At 74.4% G+C, this 21,084-nt stretch carries 16 protein-coding genes; 2 read left to right on the top strand and 14 right to left on the bottom strand.

The genetic code is table 11. The features are described from left to right. Positions 1-3: 3 nt before the first annotated feature. The 5 genes from ACIQUQ_RS29340 to ggt form a co-directional block, all read right to left on the bottom strand. Positions 4-1,254 carry an aspartate aminotransferase family protein gene (locus ACIQUQ_RS29340; RefSeq protein ID WP_403981998.1) on the bottom strand — a complete coding sequence of 417 codons (1,251 nt, stop codon included), beginning with the start codon at positions 1,252-1,254 and terminating at the stop codon, positions 4-6. Between the two features lie 38 nt (positions 1,255-1,292). Further along, on the bottom strand, positions 1,293-2,135 hold the full coding sequence (locus tag ACIQUQ_RS29335) for a nitrilase-related carbon-nitrogen hydrolase (protein ID WP_403981819.1): 843 nt from the start codon (positions 2,133-2,135) through the stop codon (positions 1,293-1,295). Between the two features lie 1,401 nt (positions 2,136-3,536). Further along, a complete protein-coding gene (locus ACIQUQ_RS29330; RefSeq protein ID WP_403981816.1) occupies positions 3,537-6,089 on the bottom strand; it encodes a hypothetical protein in 2,553 nt (850 codons plus the stop codon). 162 nt (positions 6,090-6,251) lie between these two features. Further along, a complete protein-coding gene (locus ACIQUQ_RS29325; protein ID WP_403981996.1) occupies positions 6,252-7,418 on the bottom strand; it encodes an alginate lyase family protein in 1,167 nt (388 codons plus the stop codon). Positions 7,419-7,695: 277 nt separating this feature from the next. Next, positions 7,696-9,588, bottom strand: a complete 1,893-nt coding sequence (gene ggt, locus ACIQUQ_RS29320; protein WP_403981813.1) for a gamma-glutamyltransferase — start codon at positions 9,586-9,588, stop codon at positions 7,696-7,698. Between the two features lie 111 nt (positions 9,589-9,699). Between ggt and ACIQUQ_RS29315 the strand changes: the two genes are divergently transcribed. Further along, positions 9,700-10,425: a hypothetical protein gene (locus tag ACIQUQ_RS29315; RefSeq protein ID WP_403981811.1), complete on the top strand. Its 726-nt coding sequence runs from the start codon at positions 9,700-9,702 to the stop codon at positions 10,423-10,425. On the opposite strand, the gene ACIQUQ_RS29310 is transcribed toward ACIQUQ_RS29315, so the two are convergent. From ACIQUQ_RS29310 to ACIQUQ_RS29285, 6 genes are all read right to left on the bottom strand, one after another. Then, positions 10,385-11,650, bottom strand: a complete 1,266-nt coding sequence (locus ACIQUQ_RS29310) for a cytochrome P450 (protein WP_403981808.1) — start codon at positions 11,648-11,650, stop codon at positions 10,385-10,387. The two genes, ACIQUQ_RS29315 and ACIQUQ_RS29310, sit on opposite strands and share 41 nt — an antisense overlap. Positions 11,651-11,780: 130 nt before the next feature. Next, positions 11,781-12,404, bottom strand: a complete 624-nt coding sequence (locus ACIQUQ_RS29305; protein ID WP_403981806.1) for a hypothetical protein — start codon at positions 12,402-12,404, stop codon at positions 11,781-11,783. Beyond that, entirely contained in the window at positions 12,401-13,849 is a 1,449-nt protein-coding gene (locus tag ACIQUQ_RS29300) for an ATP-binding protein (RefSeq protein WP_403981803.1), read from the bottom strand. The genes ACIQUQ_RS29305 and ACIQUQ_RS29300 overlap by 4 nt, the downstream gene beginning before the upstream one ends. Then, entirely contained in the window at positions 13,846-14,526 is a 681-nt protein-coding gene (locus ACIQUQ_RS29295; protein WP_403981800.1) for a response regulator, read from the bottom strand. The genes ACIQUQ_RS29300 and ACIQUQ_RS29295 overlap by 4 nt, the downstream gene beginning before the upstream one ends. Before the next feature lie 39 nt (positions 14,527-14,565). Continuing rightward, a complete protein-coding gene (gene murJ, locus ACIQUQ_RS29290; protein ID WP_403981797.1) occupies positions 14,566-16,215 on the bottom strand; it encodes a murein biosynthesis integral membrane protein MurJ in 1,650 nt (549 codons plus the stop codon). Next, the gene (locus tag ACIQUQ_RS29285; RefSeq protein ID WP_403981795.1) at positions 16,212-17,378 is read right to left on the bottom strand and encodes a lipid II:glycine glycyltransferase FemX; all 1,167 of its coding nucleotides are present in this window, start codon (positions 17,376-17,378) and stop codon (positions 16,212-16,214) included. Before ACIQUQ_RS29285 ends, murJ begins: the two co-directional genes overlap by 4 nt. Before the next feature lie 213 nt (positions 17,379-17,591). Here ACIQUQ_RS29285 and ACIQUQ_RS29280 point away from each other — a divergent pair, with 213 nt between their 5' ends. Further along, complete coding sequence (locus ACIQUQ_RS29280; protein ID WP_403981793.1) at positions 17,592-18,815, top strand: Ig-like domain-containing protein; 1,224 nt, start codon at positions 17,592-17,594, stop codon at positions 18,813-18,815. Between the two features lie 260 nt (positions 18,816-19,075). On the opposite strand, the gene ACIQUQ_RS29275 is transcribed toward ACIQUQ_RS29280, so the two are convergent. The 3 genes from ACIQUQ_RS29275 to ACIQUQ_RS29265 form a co-directional block, all read right to left on the bottom strand. After that, positions 19,076-19,516: a DUF6278 family protein gene (locus ACIQUQ_RS29275; protein ID WP_403981790.1), complete on the bottom strand. Its 441-nt coding sequence runs from the start codon at positions 19,514-19,516 to the stop codon at positions 19,076-19,078. A 64-nt stretch (positions 19,517-19,580) separates the two neighbouring features. Then, a complete protein-coding gene (locus ACIQUQ_RS29270) occupies positions 19,581-20,360 on the bottom strand; it encodes an exodeoxyribonuclease III (protein ID WP_403981788.1) in 780 nt (259 codons plus the stop codon). Positions 20,361-20,431: 71 nt separating this feature from the next. After that, positions 20,432-21,064: an MBL fold metallo-hydrolase gene (locus tag ACIQUQ_RS29265; RefSeq protein WP_403981786.1), complete on the bottom strand. Its 633-nt coding sequence runs from the start codon at positions 21,062-21,064 to the stop codon at positions 20,432-20,434. Between the last annotated feature and the right edge of the window lie 20 nt (positions 21,065-21,084).

The following is a 21,084-nucleotide window of genomic DNA, read 5'->3' as shown; positions in this document are numbered from 1 at the left end:
CTGCTACAGGGCGCGCAGGGCCCGTTCGAGGATCTCGGCGCCTTCCTCGGCCTCGCCGACGGTGAGGCTGAGCGGGGGCGCGATGCGGATCACGCTGGTGTTGTGTCCGCCGCCCTTGCCGAGCAGGAGTCCGTCGGCACGGGCCGCCTCCAGAACGGTCGCCGCGGCCTCGGGCCAGGCCTGGTCGGTGCCGGCGCGGGTGAGTTCGATGCCGGCCATCAGTCCGCGGCCGCGGACCTCGCGGACGGCCGGGATGCCGGCGCCGATGGCGCGCAGGCGTTCCAGCAGCAGGCCGCCGACGCGGCGGGCGTTGCCCTGGAGGTCGTGTTCCAGCAGGTAGCCGAGGTTGGCGAGGCCGGCGGCCATGGTGACCGGGGAGCCGCCGAAGGTGGAGATGGAGTTGGCGTCGAGGCAGTTCATGACCTCGGCACGGGCCACGACGCCGCCGATGGACATGCCGTTGCCGATGCCCTTGGCGAAGGTGAGGATGTCCGGCGGGCCGTTCTGGGCGTGGGCCTGCCAGCCCCAGAAGTGGTCGCCGGTACGGCCCCAGCCGGTCTGCACCTCGTCGCTGATCCAGAGGATGCCGTGGCGGTCGAGCACGCGGCGGAAGGCGGCGTACAGACCGTCGGGCGGTGAGGTGAACCCGCCCACGCCCTGGACGGGTTCGGCGATCAGGGCGGCGACCGAGCCGCGGGCCTGGCCGAGGATGTCTTCCAGGTCGGCGAGGGCGGCCTCGGTGAAGGCCTCGTCGGTCAGCTCGGCGAAGGGGCCCCGGCCGCGGACCGCGCCGTGCACGTACAGGGTCTGGAGCGGGGAGAGGCTGGTCGGGGACCAGCTTCGGTTGCCGGTGACGGAGACGGTGGAGAAGGACCGGCCGTGGTAGCTGTTCCGCATCGCCAGGATCTGGTTGGAGCGGCGGTACGTGGTCGCGAGCAGCAGGGCCGTGTCGTTGGCCTCGGTGCCGGAGGTGGTGAAGAAGACCCGGGCGTCGGGGATGCCGGAGAGGGCGGCGATCCGTTCTGCCAGCTCCACCATGGGGCGGTTGAGGTAGAGGGTGGACGAGTGGATGATCCGCCCGGCCTGGTCGGCGACGGCCTTGGTGACCTCGGGGAGGGCGTGGGCGGTCATGGTGGTGAGGATGCCGCCGAAGAAGTCGAGGTAGCGGTTGCCCTCGGCGTCCCAGACGTGCCGGCCCTCGCCGTGGGTGAGTTCGACGGGGCGGTCGTAGTAGAGGGTGAGCCAGTCGGGCATGACGGTCCGGTGGCGCTGGTGCAGGCTGAGGGGGGAGATCACGGCTGAACCAGTCCTCCGTAGGCGTCGGGGCGCCGGTCGCGGTAGAAGGCCCACTGGGTGCGGACCTCGTCGATGAGGTCGAAGTCGAGGTCGCGGACGAGGAGTTCCTCCTCCTTGTCGCCGGCGGTGTCGCCGACGAACTTGCCGCGGGGGTCCACGAAGTAGCTGGTGCCGTAGAAGTCGTTGTCGCCGTACTCCTCCTGGCCGACGCGGTTGATCGCGGCGACGAAGTACTCGTTGGCGACGGCGGCGGCGGGCTGTTCCAGCTGCCAGAGGTGGGCGGAGAGGCCGCGGTGGGTGGCGGAGGGGTTGTACACCAGCTGGGCGCCGGCGAGACCGAGCTGGCGCCAGCCCTCGGGGAAGTGGCGGTCGTAGCAGATGTACACGCCGACCCTGCCGACGGCGGTGTCGAAGACGGGCCAGCCGAGGTTGCCGGGGCGGAAGTAGTACTTCTCCCAGAAGCCCTTGACCTGGGGGATGTGGTGCTTGCGGTACTTGCCGAGGTAGCTGCCGTCGGCGTCGATGACGGCGGCGGTGTTGTAGTAGAAGCCCTGGCTCTCGATCTCGAAGACCGGTACGACGATCACCATGCCGGTCTCTCTGGCGAGCGCCTGCATCCGCTGGACGGTGGGGCCGTCCGGGACGGGCTCGGCCCAGCGGTAGTGCTCCGGCTCCTGGACCTGGCAGAAGTACGGGGCGTTGAACACCTCCTGGAACCCGATGATCTTCGCACCCTGCGCGGCTGCGGCGCGGGCGTGCTCCTCGTGTTTGGCGATCATGGATTCGGTGTCGCCGGTCCAGGTGGCCTGGACGAGTGCGGCGCGGACGACGTGAGCCATGAGCTGCTCCTTCGACGGGACGTCAGAGAGCCTCTACGCACGTAGACGGAATGCGTAGGTACGTGACCGTAAGCCCCGTCACACTCCGGGGCAAGACCATCTCCGTCAACCGGCAGAGTCGATCATGTTTCGCATTTCGCCGGTCGTTTTCGACCGCCCGACGAACAAGGGCGGGCGGGGGGGGTGGGGGTGCCGGGGCGCCGCTTGGATGGGCGCGGAGGAGGGGGCTGGTGGGCGCGGCCGGGTGTGCGGGGCGCCGGGTGCGGGGTGCGGGGTGCGGGGTGCCGGGGGCGGGGCGCGGTGGTGCGCGGGCAGGCAGGGCGGGCAGGGCGGGCCCTGACGGCGCGGACCGCGGGCGGCCGGCAGGGCTGGGACGCCGGCCAGGGCCACCAGCCACGGCAGGCCAGGCCGGCTCACTGCGTCGCGGCACGAGCGTAGGCAGAGGCTGGGGCCGGCCGGCGGACCAGCGCGCGGAGCGGGAAGTTGGGCGGGGGGCGCTGGACGGCGGCACGGGCCGCCGGCGGGCTGGGGCTGACGCGGCGCGGCGCGCCGGGCGCAGCGGCACGAGCCACGAGCGGCCGGGGGGCCAGGCGCAGCCCGGCCGGCACCCGCCGCCGCCGGCCGGCGCTGACACGACGCGGCGCGCCGGGCGCAGCGACACGAACCACCACCAGCCGGGAGACCACTCGCAGCCCGTTCGGCACCCGCCGCCGACCGGCGGCCTGACACGACGCAGTAGGGCACAGCGGCACGAGCCACCACCGGCCAGGAGACGAGGCGCAGCCCGGTTGGTACCCGCCGCCGGCCGGCTGGGGCTGACGCGACGCGCCGAGCGCAGCCGCACGAGTCACCACCAGCCGGAGACCAGGCGCAGCCCGGTCGGCACCGGCGGCCGGCCGGCGCTGACACGACGCGGCGCGCCGGGCGCAGCGACACGAACCGCCACCGCCGCGAGGCCAGGCACGGCCGGTCGGCACCCACCACCGGCCGGCCGGGGCTGACGCGACGCGGCAGGGCACAACGGCACAAGCCAGAAGACCAGGCACGGCCCGGCGGCACCCGCCGTCGGCCGGCCGGGGGTGACGCGACGCGCCGGGCGCAGCGGCACGAGCCACCACCGGCCGCGAGGCCAGGCACGGCCCGGTGAGTACCCGCCACCGGCCGGCCGGCGGCGCTGACACGACGCAGCGAGCGCAGCGACACGAACCACGCCGGCCAGGAGGCCCGGCGCGCACGGGCCGCGGCCGGGCACTTGTGCGGTGGTTGGTGCGGGCTGGTGGGATGGGCTGCGTTCGAAGCGGGGAGCCCCGTCGTGGGCATGGGCATGGGCATGGGCAGGGGTCGGCGGCGGCGCGTGCCGGCCGGCGGCTCCCGGGGCGGGTCCGCGGAGGTGGGCTGGGGTCAACGGAGGGGGACGCCGGCTACTCGGAGGGCGTGGAGCAGGTCGCGGTGGCGGCTGTCGGAGACGGCCCGGGCGGCCGCCAGCAGTCGGGGGGCGAGGCGGGGCGGGTCGGTACGGGCGAGCCGTGCGGCCTCCTCGGGGGCCCGGACCCGTACGAACGCCCCCAGCAGCGCACCGGCCTCCTGGTCCCGGCCGTCGGCGGCCAGCGCCAGCGCCGCGTCGGCGATCTCGGCGGCCGGCCGGGAGACGCCCTGGCGCAGCAGCTGGACGCAGTCGGCGGCCCGGCCGGCGGCGCTGAGCGCGGCGGCGGCCGCGGCGAGCCGGGCCGGCGGCAGGGAGGCGGCCTCCCACAACAAGGTGGCCCAGTCCGCGGCGAGCCCGGCGCGCTCCAGCTCCCCGGCGAGGGCGGGCAGCCGCTCCGGGGACCAGCCGGCAGCCTCGCAGAGCAGCGCGTGCGCCTCGCCGGAGCGGCCCTGGGCGCGGAGGCCGATCAGTTCCTCCACCAGCTTCGCCACGGCCTGCCGGGCGGGTGCGGGAGCCGGTCGCCCCGCCTCCGTGTCCGTCCGCTCCGGCTCCGCGGCCGGCTCCGGCACCGGCTCCTCGGGGGCGCCGCCGAAGCGGGCTCCGCGCGGGGCCGGCGCCGCGGCCATGCCGGCCGGGAAGGGAGTGGGGGCGGGCCCCGCGTCCTCGCCCTCGGGGGCCCCGGCGAACCTGGCCCCGCGTTGCCGGGGCACCTTCCCCCCGGGCGTCCCGGCCGGCCGCCCGGACCGGAACCACCTCCCGAAGGCGGGCCCGGCGGCGTCGGGCCGCCGTTCCCCGGCCGCGTGCCCCTCCGGGTCCGGAGCACCCTCGCTGCCGGGCCCGATCGGGTCACCCGGCGTGGCTACGTCCGGGCCGGCCGGGTCACCCGGCGTTCCGGCGTACGAGCCGGAGCCGGCCATGTCACTAGGCGTGCCGGCGTACGGGCCCGTCGGGTCACCCGGGGGGCCGGCGTAGGGGCCGGCCGGTTCACCCGGCGTGCCGGCGTACGGGCCCGTCGGGTCACCCGGGGGGCCGGCGTAGGGGCCGGCCGGTTCACCCGGCGTGCCGGCGTACGGGCCCGTCGGGTCACCCGGGGTGCCGGCGTGCGGGCCGGGCGGGTCACCCGGGGTGCCGGCGTGCGGGCCGGGCGGGACGCCCGTTCCGGATGTCCCACCCTGCCTGGCCGGCGCGCCCCGGCCCTCCGGTTCACGTCGGCGGGCCGCTCCGGCCCGTCCCGGTGGGACGCCCGGTTCCAGCGGGCCCGCACCGGCGCCCTGTGTTCCGGCTGCCGTGAAGGCGGGGCGGGGCGGGGTGTGCGCGGTGCCCTGCGGCGTGGCGGGCCCCCACCCGGCGCCGCTGCGGGGCGTGAAGACGTCGGGCTCCGTCCACGGGTACGACCCCCCGGGCTCGGAGGCGCCGGGAGGCGCGGGCGGGGTGCCGGCAGCGGCGGCGGGGCGTGGGCCGGCATACGACGCGGCAGCTCCGGAGGCTCCGAGGTGCGGAGCAGGAACCGCCGCCGGGTCCCCGTACGCCCCGGCGGCCGATGCCGACGAGCCCGCAGCGCCCTGACCAGTACCGGCCGCCCCGTACGCCCCGGCCGCGGCGCCGGCCGACGCGCGCCGGGCGCCCCCTCGCTCGTCCGGCCCCGGAAGCCACGGGTGCCGAGCAGGAACCGCCGCCGGGTCCCCGTACGCCCCGGCGGCCGGTGCCGACGAGCCCGCAGCGCCCTGACCGGTACCGGCCGCCCCGTACGCCTCACCCGCGGCGCCGGCCGGCGCGGGCCGGGCGGGCCCTCGCTCGTCCGGCCCCGGAAGCCACGGGTGCGGGGCGGGAGCCGGCGCCGGGTCCCCGTAGGCCCCGGCGGGCGGCGTCGGCGAGCCCGCAGCAGCGTGACCGGTACCGGGCCCGGCGGGCGGCGCGGGCAAGGCTCCCGCGGCGGGCGGTGCGTACGCCTCGGCCGTACGGGCGGGACGGGGCGCGGGGCGGGGGTGCCCGGCCGGCACCGCCGGGCCCCCCGCGCCGGTGCCCGCGGGCGGTACCGCGGCCAGGCGGGTCGCGAAGTCCCCGCAGCGGGCGGCGGCGCGGGCGTGGTCGTCACGGGTCCAGGAGAGTTCGCGGGTGAGGCGCTCCGCCTCGGCCGGCGGCGGGGCCGCGCGCAGGCGGTCCCTGAGCGTGCCCAGTGCCGCCTCGGCCGCGGCGCGCTGCGCCTCCGCGCCCGCCAGCTGGTCCCGCAACTCCCCCGCGCCGCCCGGCCGCCGGTCGTACGCGGTCACCGCGGCACCCCGCAGCCGGGCCGCCTCCGCCGTCCAGGCGCGGGCGGACTCCTCGCCCCGCACGGCCGCGAGGTCGGCCAGCAGGGAGGCGAGCACGTCCCACGGCGGAACGGCCGCGCCGTCCAGACAGGCCCGCACCCCTTCGGGATCCCGCCGCAGGAACTCCGCGTACCACCCCGTTCCCGGATCGAGAAGGGCGACCAACTCGCCCATCAGGTCAGCGAGTTGACGTACAGCACCGATTCCGACCCTGTCCATGGCCCGCATTGCATCGCACCAGTGTTACGGGCGCGCTACGGGAGTCTCAAAGCTTGACGGCTTTCCCGCGGCCACGACCCGGGCCCCGCGCGCCCTCGCGCCCCCTGCGCCCGTCCCCGCGCCCTCCCCCGCGCCCGCCCCGCGGCCGGCCCTCCGCCGCCCCTACGCCGGCCCGTGCTTCTCCGCGTGCGTGAGGGTCTCCCAGGCCACGAACAGCTCGTCCGTGCCCGCCGGCCTGGCGCGGTCCACCAGCCGCCGGGTGTACGGCAGCCGGGCGCCCGAGCGGCCCTCGTAGTGGGCCAGGGCCACCTCCAGGTCGGGACCCATCGAGCGCTCGACGCGGCCCCCGCAGAGCCAGCCCGGGGGCTTGTCGCCGAGCTGGTAGCGGGAGTGGAACTCCAGGGCGGCCTTGAGCCGTTCGGCCTCCTCGCCGTACAGGTCGACGCCCTGGTGCCAGGCGGTCTCGGCGATGTGCGCGGTGGCGGCCAGCGAGTAGCCGACGTGCTTGAGGTTGCGGCAGGTCTCCTGGCCGAGCCCGTCCACGTACGTGCCCTGTCCGAACCAGTACGCCCTGACCTTCTCCCCCGTGTCCAGCGCGGTCCGGGCCGGCACCCGGGGACGCTCCCCGTCGGACCTGAGGTAGAAGTACGCCGGCACGCGCGCCCGGAAGCGGTCCAGCGCCTCCCCGAAGACCGTCTGGTCCTCCAGGAACACGGCGATCGCGATGGACGCGTCGGTCATCGCCAGCTCCCAGTTGCCGTTGAAGCCCGGCACCTGGTCGCGGACGGTCGTCAGGTACGCCTTGCGCAGCATCCACTTGAAGCGCTGCACCCGGGGGCCGGGCCAGCCCGGGTACCCCGCGTGCACGATGTCGGCGGCGCGGGCCCAGGTGGAGCCGGCCCAGGCCGCCTGGAGTCCGGCGTTGTCGTCGGTGTGCCGTTTCATGACGGCCGACCAGGCGTCCATGATCTCGGCGGACTTCCGCGCGTACACGGGCTTGCCGGTGACGCCCCAGAGCAGGGCGTGCGTGTACGCGGCGATCGCGTCCTGCCGCTCGGCCACGCAGGCCGGGGGGCCGCCGTCGAAGGGGCACGCGACGGTCTCGGCGGGGTGCGGCACGTACTCCAGGGAGGCGTACGGGCTCTTCAGCACCGCCTCGTAGGCCGAGTTCCAGGGTTCCTCGCCCTGGGCGACCATGGCCCTGGCCCGGTCGAGCTGGGTGCGGCTGACGACCACCCCGGGATGGTGGAAGACCACGGCAGTGGGAGCCTCCGCGGCAGGGTCCTCGGGGGCCGCGCAGGCGGCCAGCAGCAGGCCCGCCGCGAGCAGGCCGCCGAGCAGGCCGAGGCCCAGGGCCTGCCGGCCGGACCGTGCCGGGCCCGCGGCCGGCCCGCGCCGCTTGGGTGCGTTCTGTGCAGACACGCTTTCACGGTTGCCCGGCGCCCGGCGCGCCGCACCGCTGGTTGCGCCGAACGGCCGCCGATCCCGCCCCGGGTGCCGGGTCGGCCGCACTGCACGTGGGCCCCGCCCCTGGACTCCCGGCCCCCCGGACCCCCGGCGTCCCGCCCCCGCCACATTGCGGCGGGGGCGGGAGGCCGGGGTCCCGTCACGGCGTGCCGGAGGGCCGTACGACCATGGCCGAGCCTCCGCCCCGCCGGGTGGTCTCGGCGGCGGCGAGCCAGCGGCCGTCGGGCAGCCGCTGCACACCGGTCGCCGCGCCGATCTCCGGGTTCTGCCGGAAGCCGTGGCCCAGCGCCTGGAGCTCGGCCCGCAGCGGGCTGTTCCACAGGCCGGGCTCCAGCTCGGTCGTGGTCTGGTTGCGCTGGCTGGCGCGCGGCGCCGCGATGGCGTCGACCAGCGGCAGGCCACGGTCGAGGTGGCCGATCAGGGTCTGGAGCACGGTGGTGATGATGGTGGCGCCGCCCGGCGACCCGACGGCGAGCACCGGCCGGCCGTCGTCCAGCACGATGGTCGGGGACATCGAGGAGCGCGGGCGCTTGCCCGGCCCGGGCAGGTTCGGGTCGGGCACGGACGGGCTGGCCGGCGCGAAGGAGAAGTCGGTCAGCTCGTTGTTGAGCAGGAAGCCGCGGCCCGGGACGGTGATGGCGCTGCCGCCGGTGGACTCGATGGTGAGGGTGTAGGACACGACGTTGCCCCAGCGGTCGGCGACCGTCAGGTGCGTGGTGTTCTCGCCCTCGTACGTGGTGGGGGCGGCCCGGCCCGAGGTGCCGCAGTCGGCGGGGTCGTCGGGGTCCCCGGGGGCGAGCGGGCTGGTGAGCACCGCGTCGTCCTTGATCAGGCAGCCGCGCGAGTCGGCGAACCGCTGGGAGAGCAGCCCGCGGGTGGGCACGTCCTCGAAGGCGGGGTCGCCGACCCAGCGGCCCCGGTCGGCGAAGGAGATCCGGGACGCCTCGATGAAGCGGTGCAGGTACTGCGCCTCGCTCAGCTCGCCCACGTCGGAGCGCTCCAGGATGTTGAGGGCCTCGCCGACGGTGGTGCCGCCGGAGGAGGAGGGCGCCATGCTGTAGACGTCCAGGCCCCGGTAGCGGACCCGGGTGGGGGTCTGCGCCTTGGTGCGGTACGCGCGGAGGTCCCCGGCCGTCATGTCGCCGGCCCGGACCTTGCGGGTGGCGGCGGGGTCGACGGGGGGCTTGCGCACGGCCTCGACGATGTCGTCGGCGATCGGGCCGCGGTAGAGGGCGCCGGTGCCCTTGCGGGCGAGTTCGGCGTACGTGTCGGCGAGGTCGGGGTTCTTGAAGACGGTGCCCACGACGGGCGAGTCGCCGCCGGGCAGGAAGAGCTCGGCGGTGGCCGGGAAGTCCTTGAAGCGGGCCTTGTTGGCCTCGGTCTGGGCGCGGAAGGTGGCGTCCACGGTGAAGCCGTCGCGGGCGAGCCTCTCGGCGGGGGCGAGGAGCCGGCCGAGGGAGCGGGTGCCCCAGGCGTCGAGGGCGGACTTCCAGGTGGCGGGGGTGCCCGGGACGCCGACGCCGAGGCCGCTGGTCTGGCCCTCGGCGAACGGGATGGGCGTGCCGTTCTCCTGGAAGAGGTGCTGGTCGGCGGTCCGCGGGGCGGTCTCGCGTCCGTCGATGGTGTGCACCCTGCGTTGTCCGGCGTCGTAGTAGACGAAGTACCCGCCGCCGCCGATGCCGGCCGAGTAGGGCTCGGTGACGCCGAGGGCGGCCGCGGTCGCGACGGCGGCGTCGACGGCGTTGCCGCCGGATCTGAGCACGGCGATGCCGGCCGCGGAGGCGTCCGCGTCCACGCTGGCGACGGCGCCGCCGTACCCGGCGGCCACCGGGACCTTCTCCGGGGTGCCGGCGGCGGCCCGTACCGGGGTGGCGTCCGCGTCCCGGACCGCGGTGCCGGCGGCGGCCCCGCCTCCCGGCGCGCGGTCGGGGCCCGCCGTGCCGGCCGCGACGACCGGGGCCGCGGCGGCCGCTCCGGTCAGGGCGGTGGCCAGGGCGAGCAGGGCTAACGTCCGTGCGGCGGACCGGGGCATCCGTACCTCCACTCAACGGGGTTTGGCGCAGCGTAACTTCACCATGTCCATCGCGTCAGGACGGCAACCCGCCAGGGTCCGGCCGGGTCGTCAGGCAATACCATCCCGCGCATGAACGATGACGTGCGCAACATCGTGCTCGGCGTGGCGGCGACCGCGCTGAGCGGTGGTCTCGGCTGGTTCGGGCGTACCTACCTGTGGCGGCGCAGGCTCCGCCGGAAGCAGGCCTTCTTCGGGCTGCCCACGGGGGCCGACTGCCTGTTCGTCGTCAACCGGCAGATGGGCGGCACCGACAGTTCGGTGCACCGGCACGACGCGTTCGCGCTGCTGGAGATATCGGCACTGATCAAGGACTGCGGGGCGACGGTGCAGATCGTCACCCACGACGGCGCGCGGCAGGGCTTCGGCGAGCGCACCGAGTTCTGCGTGGGCGGGCCGGTGTCCAACGCCCGCACCACCGCGCACCTGGCGTCCATGCTGCCGGGGGTGGAGGTGGACCAGTCGGCCGAGGAGGGCCCGGACCGGGGGGCGATCCGGGTCGGGGGCGAGACGTACCGGTGGGAGAAGAACACGTCCGAGTACGTGCTGCTCGCCCGGCTGACCACGCCCGAGGGCACCCGTCCGGTGTTCCTGATCAGCGGTCAGACGGCGGTCAGCAACCAGGCGGCGGCCCGCTACCTGGCCCGGCACCACGAGGCGCTGGCCCGCAAGCACGGCAACCGGCCGTTCTGCCTGGTGCTGAAGGTGGTCAACTCGGCCGCGTACGGTCCGGACGTGACGGAGCTGGTCGCGGACGTCACGCAGCCCGCGCGGACACCCGCAGCGGCAGTCGCGTGATCCCGTTGATGAAGTTGGACACCAGGCGGCGGGGCGGGCCGGTGAGTTCGGGCGCCGGCATGGCGGCGGCCCACTCCTCGTAGAGGACGCGCAGCTGGAGGCGGGCGAAGTGCGCGCCGAGGCAGACGTGCGGCCCGTCGCCGAAGGAGACGTGGGGGTTGGGCCGGCGGCCCAGGTCGAGCCGGTGGGGTGCGGCGAAGACCCGCTCGTCGTGGTTGGCGGAGGCGTGGAAGACGACCACCTTCTGCCCGGCCCGGATGGTGGTGCCGGCGAGTTCGGTGTCGGTGGCTGCGGTGCGGCGGAAGCTGAGCACCGGCGGGTGGACGCGCAGCAGTTCGTCCACGGCGGTGGCCGGGTCGGCCGCGCCGGAGCGCAGCCGTTCGTACTCGGCGGGGTGTTCGGCGAGGGCGAGCAGTCCGCCGGGGGCGGCGCTGCGGACGGTGTCGTTGCCCGCGACGGTCAGCAGGAAGAAGAACATCTCCAGCTCGGGCTCGTCGAGGCCGGCCTCGGCGAGGGCGGTCATCAGGTCGTCGCCGGGGTGCCTGCGCTTGTGGGCGGCGAGTTCGCGGGCGTACGCGAACATCTCGGCGAGGAGGGCGGGCGAGCGCGGGTTGAGGGGCTTGCCGTCGGGGCCGAGGAGCGGGGCGGGGGTCTCGTCGGGGTCCTGGTACCCGATGACGCGTACGGTCCACTCCAGCAGCAGGCCCCGGTCCGCGGCCGGTACGCCCATCAGGTCCGCGAGGTTCAGCAGGGCGTACTCGTCGGTGACGGCGCGGACCAGGTCGGCGGTGCCGTCCTCGGCGTCCTCCCGGGCCCGGCGCAGCAGGCCGGCGGCGCGTGCGCGGACCCGGCCGGCGAAGGCGTCGACGCGGGCGGGGGTGAAGGCCCGGGAGACGACGCGGCGGAGCGTGCCGTGGCCCGGAGGGTCCTGGTTGAGCATGGTGCGGCGGATGAAGGGCAGGTCGGCCGGGTCGGGGTCGCGGATCTGGGTGGCGCCGAGGTACGAGGAGTAGGTGCGGGCGTCCTTGAGTACGCGGACCAGGTCGGCGTGCCGGGTGACCGCCCAGAAGCCGGGCCCGGCGGGCCAGCCGAGGACCTCGGGCTCGGGCTGCCAGGCGACCGGGTGGTGGTCGCGCAGGGTCCGGTAGGCCGCGTGGGGCGGTCCGGCGGCGTAGACGCGCGGGTCGAACACGTCGGGCAGGTCGGCACGGCCGGGCAGGTCCACGCGGGCTCCGTTCACGAGGCGGGGAGAGGGAGTCCGCCTCTGGTCCGCCGGACTCCCCCTGGTGACCACCGTGGCCGGAGAGGGGCCGTGGGGCAAGGGTGCGGGGCGGGTCCGCCGCGCGCTCCCGCGGTCAGTACGAGGAGCGCCGTACCCGGCAGGATTCCGCCTCCAGCGTGCCGTCGGTGCCGGACAGGGTGACGGTGGCCTCGCGGCCCTGGGCCAGGTCCGTGGCGAGGGTGCACACCAGTTGCTGGCGGGCGGCCGCCGACAGCGGCCGGACCTGGATGCCGAGCGTCAGCCGGATGGAGGTGGTCTCCGGCTCGCTCTCGCTGCCGTCCTGGCCGGCACCGGTGCCGTCCTGGTCGATCTGCAGGCCCTCCAGCCGTTTGACGACCGGCAGCCCGGTGGTGAGCCCGGCGCCCTTCTCCCCGTCGGTGGGCCCGGCCATCAGCAGCCTGACCAGCGGGTCGGGCCCCAGCTTGTACTCGGCCCGGCTCGCGTCCATCCCGAAGGGGTTGGAGCGGATGACCGGCGTCAGCTCCCCGCGCGGGCCGAGCAGGTACAGCAGGGGCCAGGTTCCGCGCGCGTCCGCGACGCCGATGCCCGCGGGGGCGCCGGCCTCGATGACGTCCGTGCCCTGGATCCCGCAGCCCGCGGCCAGCACGGCGCAGGCCCCGGCCGCCAGCGCGGCCCGCAGCCGCCCGGCCGCCCGGAGCCGTCCCGTCCGGATCCTCGGTGTGCGGCGTTCCCTCACGCGCCCGCCTCCAGCGGCATCTCGACGGTGAACACGGCCCCGCCGGAGAGGGCGTTGGCCACCCGGACCGTCCCGCCGTGCAGCCGTACGTTCTCCATCGTGATGGCCAGTCCCAGGCCGCTGCCCGCGGACCGGGTACGGGCCGAGTCCGCCTTGAAGAAGCGGTCGAAGATGTGCGGCAGCACCTCGGGGGCGATGCCGGGCCCGCTGTCGGCGACCTCCGTGACCAGCCACGTGCCGTCCTCGCGGGCCTCCGGGTACGCGCGGACGCGGACCGGCGCCCCGCCGTGCCGCAGGGCGTTGCCCACCAGGTTGGCGAGGACCACGTCGAAGCGGCGCGGGTCGAGCCGGGCCCGTACGCCGGGTGCGAGCTCGGTGTAGACCTGGGCGGGGTCGGTCCAGTGCCGGCGCCGGAGCGTGGCGTGGATGGCCTCGGCCACGTCGACGGTGTCGGGGTTGAGCTCGGCGGCGCGGGCGTCGAAGCGGGAGATCTCCATCAGGTCCTCGACGAGCACGGCCAGCTTGCCCGTCTCGGTGCTGACCAGGCGGACCGCGGCTGCGGTGTCGGGGTCGAGGTGTTCGGCGTCCTCGTCGAGCACCTCGGTGACGGCGAGCATGCCGGCCAGCGGGGTGCGCAGTTCGTGGGAGACGTCGGCGGCGAACCGGCGGGCCCTGGCCTCGGCCCGCTGGAGCTCCTCCACGGAGCGTTCGAGCTCGACGGCGGTCTCGTTGAAGGTGTGCGCGAGGTCGGCGATTTCGTCGCTGCCCCTGACCTCGATGCGGGTGTCCAGCTTGCCGCGGCCCAGGTGGCGGGCGGCCTGGCGCAGGTCGCGGACCGGGCGCAGCACGCCGCGGGCGGCGAGCAGGGCCGGTACGACGGCGATGGCGAGGGCGGGTACGGCGCCGTCGCGGGCGGCGCCGACCATCGCGGCGACCGTGCTCTCCTCGACGGAGAGCGGCATGGTGGCGTAGAAGACGAGGCCGGTGTCCTGCTGGACGCCGCTGTGACCGAAGACGGCGGGCATGGCGACCGCCAGCATGGGGTGGCCGTCCTGGACGACCCGCTGGAAGGCGCCGTGCGGATGGGCCCTGACCTGGTCGCGGAGGGTGTCGGTGACGACCGTGGAGGTCTGTCCGTCGCCGTTGGAGGAGACGGTGAGGTCGCCGTACTCGGCGAAGACGGTCCAGGGGTGGGGCTTGCCCTTGCGGGCGATCTCCTGGACGACCGACTGGAGTGCGGGGAGCCTCGGAGGCAGCGTGGTGGTGAGGGCCTCCACCTGGTCGCGCAGGGTGGCGACGGCGGTGTCCTGGGTCTGTTTGAGGACGGCCGTGCGCGCCTGCCGGTAGGTGAGTGCGGCGGTGGTGCCGGCGCTGATCGCGGCCACCAGCAGGAACGCGGCGATGAGACGGGTGCGCAGGCCCAGTCTGCCGGTCAGTCTCCTCACAGGGGGCCGAACCGGTATCCGAAGCCGCGCACGGTCTGTATGTAGCGGGGGCTGCCGGACGCGTCCTCGATCTTGTTGCGGAGGCGGCGTACGCAGGCGTCGACCAGCCGGGCGTCGGCGTGGTAGCTGTGCTCCCAGACGTACTCCAGGAGCTGCTGGCGGCTGAAGACCTGCTCGGGCGAGGCGGACAGGTGGAGCAGCAGCTTGAGTTCGCTGGGGGCGAGCGGGAGGCGTTCGCCGTTCTTGGCGACGGTCAGGCCGGCCCGGTCGATGGCCAGCTCGCCGTGGAAGTCGGTCTCGACGCGGGCCGCGGGGTCGTTGAGGCGGCGGAGCACGGCGCGGATGCGGGCCTCGATGACCTCGGTCCTGGCGGGCTTGACGATGTAGTCGTCGGCACCGGCCTCCAGTCCGATGACGACGTCGAAGTCGTCGCCGCGTGCGGTGAGCATGATGATCGGCAGCTGGCTGGTCTCGCGGATCCGGCGGCAGACCTGCACCCCGTTCATGCCGGGCAGCATCAGGTCGAGGAGCACGAGGTCGGGACGGAACTCGCCGAGGGCGGCGAGGCCGCCCTCGCCGGTCTCGGCGGCCCGGACCTCGTGGCCGCGGCGGCGCAGTCCGAGGCCGACCCCTTCCCGTACGGACGGGTCGTCCTCGATCAGCAGTACGCGTGGCATGGCGTCAGTATCCCAAGCGGTCGGGTGGCAGACGTCCGCCTATCGGCGGAGACGCCTGCGGGCGGAGTCGAGCAGGTCGGTGATCGCGGTCACGCCCATGGGACGGGCGACCACGACGAGGGCGGCGCAGAAGGCGAGGGTTCCCGCGGCGAGGGCCGCGACGTCGCCGAACCGCTCGGCGCCGCGGGCGGCCCAGGCGCCGGCGGCGGCGACGAGCACGCAGGCGGCGGCCAGGCGCAGGTGTACGGCGAGGGTGGGCGAGCGGAGCACGCCGCGCCCGCCGAGCCGCCGGGAGAGGGTGTACCCGGTGACCGCGAAGCCGGCGAAGAGCGCGACGGAGTACGCCGCGGCCATGCCGGTGACCGCCCAGCGGGGCGGCAGCAGCAGGTAGGCGGCGGCGGACAGGCCGGCGTTCCCGGCGGCGATGACGAGGTTGAGGAAGAAGGGGGTGCGGGTGTCGGAGAGGGCGTAGAAGCCGCGGGAGAGCACGTACTGGCCGGAGAAGGCGATCAGTCCGGGCGCGAAGGCGGTCATGATGCCCGCCATCACCGCGATGTCGTCGGGTCCGGTGCGGCCGTACCCGAAGACGCTGCCCATGATCCACGGGGCGAGGGAGCCGAGCAGGAAGGCCGCGGGGACGATCACGGCCGCGCTGGAGCGCAGGGCGTACCCGACGTCGCGGCGGACGGCGGCGAGGTCGCCGTCGGCGGCGGCGGAGCTCATCCGCGGCATCAGGGCGGTGACCAGGGAGACGGTGACGATGCCCTGGGGGACCATCCAGATCAGGTAGGCGTTGCTGTACGCGGTGTAGCCCGCGCCGCCCGCGACGCCCTCGGCGACGGCCCGTACCCCGGTGGTGGTGGAGAGGCGGGTGACCACCCAGTAGGCGAGCTGGTTGGTGAGGACGAGCAGCACCAGCCAGCCGGCGTTGCGCAGGGGACGGGCCAGGCCGCTGCCGCGCCAGTCGAACCGGGGCCGGAAGCGGAAGCCGGAGCGGCGCAGGGAGGGCAGCAGCGCGAGGGCCTGGACCACGATGCCGGCGGTGGTGCCCCAGCCCAGCAGGCGCAGCTCGGCGGCGGACAGGCCGGCGTCGGCGTCGTGGGCGACGGTGAGGTAGAGCCCGAAGACGGCGATCACGACGATGTTGTTGAGGACCGGGGTCCACATCATGGCGCCGAACCGGCCGCGGGCGTTGAGCACCTGCCCGAGGAGGGTGAAGAGGCCGTAGAAGAGGATCTGCGGCAGGCAGTAGCGGGCGAGGGCGACGGTGAGGTCGGCCTGGGCGCCGGAGTAGTCGGCGTACGCCGCCACGAGCGCGGGTGCCGCGAGCACGGCGGCGGCGGTGAGGACGAGCAGTGCGGCGGTGCAGGCCGTCAGCAGCCGGTCGGTGTAGGCGGTCCCGCCGTCCTCGTGCTCCTTGGCGGCCCGGACCAGCTCCGGGACGAAGACCGCGTTGAGGGCGCCGCCGATGAGGAGGATGTAGAGGATGTTCGGGACCGTGTTGGCCACCGCGTAGCCGTCGCCGAGCAGGCCGGTGCCGAGGGCGGCGACGACGACCGCGGAGCGGACGAAGCCCGTGGCGCGGGACACGACGGAGCCCGCGGCCATGAGCGCGCCGCTGCGCAGCACCGAGCCCTTGCGGGGCGCGGCGTGGGCGGGACCTCCCGGTCTGGTGACGGTGGCGCTCACCGGCGGGCCAGGTACGCCTGGAAGGCGCGGTACAGCGCGTGGTTGGCGGCTCCGGCCACGGGGATCTCCCACTCTCCGAGGGTTTCGACGACGTGTCCGCCGGTGCCGAGCTTCCAGCGCAGCAGCCCGAAGGAGCGGTCGTCGGGGTCGAGGGTGGAGGGTACCCCGCGCATGTCGTATTCGTCCGCTCCGAGGGCATGTGCGTCGCACAGCATGCGCCACTGCAGGGCGTTGCTGGGCCGCACCTCGCGCCGGTGGTCGGCGGAGGCGCCGGTCTGGTACCAGACCCGGCCGCCGGCCACGATCATGGTGTGGGCGGCGAGCACCTCACCCTGGTGGACGGCGAGGTAGAGGCGCATGCGGCCGGATTCCTCGGCGTTCAGGACCTCGTACTGGCGCTGGTAGTAGGCGAGGGAGCGGCCGAGACGGAAGCCGTCGCGGCTTTCCGTGATCTCCAGCAGCCGGTAGAACTCGGGCAGGTCCCCGGCGGTGCCGGTGACGGTCTGGACGCCGGCCTTGCCTGCCTTGCGGACGTTGCGGCGCCATTCCTGGTTGAGCCCGGACCACAGGTCGTCGAGGGAGCGGCCCTTGAGGGGGACGCGGAAGACGTGGCGGGGCTGGGCGTCGCCGTCGCTCTCCCCGCCGCAGCGCTGCCAGCCGCGGGAGCGGAGCCGGTCGGCGAGTGCGGCGCCGAGGGGGTCGACCTCGGTGGCGAGCACGTCGGATATCCGGCGGCCGGGTCCGGTGGCGGATTTGAGCGCGGCGGCGTCCCAGCGGCGGTAGGCGGGGCTGGGGCCCATGCGGACCGCGAACGCGCCCTGCCGGCGGAGGTGGCGCATCAGGGGGTCGAGCCAGCGGTCGATCGCGGGGTCGGCCCAGTCGGCCACCGGCCCTTCCGGCAGGTACGCGAAGTATTTGCGGGTGCCGGGGAATTGGCGATAGAGAACGAGCGCGGCGCCCACGATCTCGCCCGAGGGCAAGTGCCATCCGACCTTTTCCGAGCGCCATTGGTCCTTGACGTCCGCCCATGACGGGTACTGGAGGAAACTCGCGTCGCGGCGCGTGGCGAGGAACCACTGGTACTCGTCCGCGGTGAGGGTCCGGATCCGGAGTTCCCCGTTCTGCTGCCGCGGGTCGTCCGTGGTGACGAGCAGAGCGCACACGGCGGATTCCTTCCTCTGTGCCAAAGGTGAACACACAGGACTCTCACAGGAGTCCGTGACCGGACCGCGCGGCGAATGTGACCGGACGATGACCGTTCTGCTGCGGTCGACGTCACAACCGAAAGACCGATTTTTTCGGCGGAATCGGCAACCTAAAGTGCCTGAAGTCCGCTCTTCGTTTGCGGACATACACACCTGGGAGGGGTTTCCACCTTGAGCCGCACACGCCGTACCGCATCCCTGACGCGCCGCCACGTCCCGTTCGCGCGCGGCCGCCGGGCCGCGATCGCGGGGACCGCCGTCCTCGCCGCCGCGCTGACCGCCTGTTCGGGCGGCGCGGACGCCGGCGGTTCGGGCAAGGCCGCGATGAAGGAGAAGGCCCCGATGGCCATCACGGTCAACCTGACCGGCGCCAAGGCCAAGGCGGGCGAGCCGGTCACCGTGAAGGTGGCGGAGGGCCGGCTGACCTCGGTGAAGGTGACGGACGCCAAGGGCGGGGAGCTGACGGGGCAGATCGCCGCGGACGGCCGGAGCTGGACCTCGCAGCGCAATGCGTCGCCGGGCACCTCGTACAAGGTCGAGGCGAAGAACGACGCGAACGGCACGGCGGGGGCGCAGTTCACCACCGCGGAGGCCGACAAGGTCAACAAGATCACCATCTCGCCCCAGAAGGGCGGCACGTACGGCATCGCGCAGCCGATCTCACTGGTCTTCGACAACCCGGTGAAGAACAAGGCCGAGGTGGAGAAGCAGCTGAAGGTCACCACCTCGAACGACACCGAGGGGTCCTGGGGCTGGATGAAGGACTACTCGGGGCAGGACCGGGTGGACTGGCGGCCCAAGGAGTACTGGAAGCCGGGCACCGAGGTGAAGCTCCAGATGAACCTGAACGGGGTGGACTCGGGCCAGGGCGGCGGCTACTTCGTGCGCGACTACAACACGAACTTCTCCATCGGCAAGGACCAGCGGATCAAGGTGTCCCTGGACGACCACCAGCTGACCATGACCCGCGACGGCAGCGAGATCAAGCAGATCCCGATCTCGGCCGGCACTCCGGGCGGCAAGAAGGCGTCCTGGCAGGGCAAGCTGGTGGTGATGGCGAAGGAGGGCACCATCCGGATGGACTCCCAGACGGTGGGCCTGGGCGACGCCTACGACAAGATGGTCGACTACTCGATGCGGCTGACCTGGTCGGGCATGTACGCACACGCCGCGCCGTGGAACTCCGCCAACTTCGGCCGCGCCAACACCAGCTCGGGCTGCGTGGGCATGAGCAACGCCAACGCAGCCGACTTCTACGCGGCCGTGCAGCCCGGCGACCCGTTCGAGGTGGTGGGCAGCGGTTCCAAGGGCAAGCCGGAGATCGGCAACGGGTACGGCGAGTGGAACGAGTCCTGGTCCGAGTGGACCGCCCGGAGCGCCCTCCACGGCTCCTGACGCACCCGGCCCGCGCCGTCAGCCCCACGGGCGCGCAGCTGACCTTCTCCTCACCCGGGGCCGAACCCTCGTACGTCTCGGTCCCGCTGCGCGAGCAGTGATCGCGGCTGGCGCCGGTGCGGCGAGGCCATCTGCCCATGTCCTCCTGACGTGTGGCGCATCAGGGCCCAGCGCAAACTATCCAGCCCGGCACGGGACTTCGACTCAGACACGCATAAACGAGACATAAAGGAGACATTGACCCTGCGGGGTGCCTCCGGTCAGCCCTCGGAGGCCTCCGCGTACGCCTGGGACAGCTCGGGGGACCCCGTCATCGCCCAGGCGATCCCCGACTCGACCACGTTCAGCTCGCGCCCCGAGGCCAGCCGGATCACCGGCTGACCGCTGGGCCAGATACGCCAGCCGGCGCCCGGCACGGTACGGATGATCACCGTGCCGAGGTAGAGCCCCGCGTCGTTGCCGAGCCAGGGCGCCGCCTCCGGATCCCGGCGCCAGCGGGGCATCAGCTGGTCCAGCGCCTCCAACGACGCCGGGGTCTCGTCCAGTTCGAGCCCCGCGGAGCCCGCCTGCGCGCGCAGCAGTTCGCACTCCGAGAGCAGCTCGACCACCCCCTCCGGGTCGCCCGCCAGGGCGGTCGCCAGGGCCGAGCCCTGTCCGGTTTCGTGTCGCTTTCGCCAGTTGTCCAGGAAGGGGATGTTCATACCGCCCAGCGTCGCACCCGTGTCCGCCCGTAGGCCATAGGCGCGCCTGAGCCACCGCGCCCCGCTACACGTCGAGGTCGACCACCACCGGAGCGTGGTCGGACGCGCCCTTGCCCTTGCGCTCCTCGCGGTCCACGTACGCGTCCTTGACCGCTCCGGCGAAGGCCGCGTTGCCGTACACCAGGTCGATGCGCATGCCGCGGTTCTTGGGGAACGCCAGCTGGCGGTAGTCCCAGTAGGTGTACGGGCGGTCGTACTTGAGCGGGCGCGGCACGACGTCCGAGAGGCCGGCGGCACGCAGTGCCTCCAGCGCGGCGCGCTCCGGCGGGGTGACGTGGGTGAGGCCGACGAAGGCCGCCGGGTCGAAGACGTCCTCGTCGGTCGGCGCGACGTTGAAGTCGCCCATCACCGCGAACGGCCGCTCCCCCGCCGCGTCTTGGGCCACGGCGGTGGTCAGCGCACGGAACCAGTCGAGCTTGTAGCCGTAGTGGTCGTGCTCGGGCTCCCGGCCGTTGGGCACGTACACCGACCAGACGCGGACGCCGCCGCAGGTGGCGGAGAGTGCGCGGGGCTCCTGGACGCCCTCGTAGTCGGGTCCGTCGGCCAGCCCGGCCACCACGTCCTCCATGCCGACCTTGGAGAGCAGGGCCACGCCGTTCCACCGGCCGGTGGCGTTCACCGCGGAGTCGTAGCCCAGTTCCCGCAGCTCGTCGTGCGGGAACTGGTCGGCGGAGCACTTGGTCTCCTGGATGCACAGCACGTCGGTGCCGCTGCTCTCCAGCCAGGCCAGCAGCCGGGGCAGCCGAGCGGTGATCGAGTTCACGTTCCAGGTGGCGATGCGCATGTACCCCAACCTACCGCCCGGCTCCGACAGTCACCTTCCGGCGCGGGCCGGTCACGGCCCGCGCGGGCCGGTCAGAGCTCGGTCGTGCCGCCCGGGCCGAGCCGCGAGTGGTCCGCGCCGCCCAGGGCGCCGATCTGGCCGTCGTAGATCGGGCGGGCGAGGTCCGCGAGGTAGGCGTCGTGGATGTCGATGGCCCGGCGCGGCTTCACCTCCCGCACGTAGTCGATCACTTCGGCGATCTTGTTCCAGGGGGCGTGGACCGGGAGCATCAGCGTGTCGACGGGCCGGTCCGGCACGGTCAGGGCGTCACCGGGGTGGAAGAGGGAGCCGTCCACCAGGAAGCCGATGTTGGTGATCCGCGGGATGTCCGGGTGGATCACGGCGTGCAGCTCGCCGTGGACCTGTACGTCGAAGCCGGCGGCGGTGAAGGCGTCGCCGTGCCCGACCGTGTGCACCCGGCCCGGGTACGCGGGGGCCAGCCGCTCGGCCACGGACCGCAGGGTCCAGATCTCCGCCGCGGGGTTCGCCTCCAGGGCAGTCCGCAGCCGGCCCTCCTCGAAGTGGTCCGGGTGCTCGTGCGTGACCAGCAGCGCGTCGGCGCCCAGTCCCGCGTCGGGCTCGCTGAAGGCGCCCGGGTCGATGACGAGCGTCCGCCCGTCCTTCTCCACCTTGACGCAGGAGTGCCGCAGTTTGGTGAGCTTCATGGGGACCATCTTGGCCCGGG

This window comes from Streptomyces sp. NPDC101118 (genome assembly GCF_044759445.1).
Taxonomy (GTDB): Bacteria; Actinomycetota; Actinomycetes; order Streptomycetales; family Streptomycetaceae; genus Streptomyces.
Note: the sequence above shows the minus strand (reverse complement) of the source record. Positions and strands in the feature narration are given on the sequence as shown.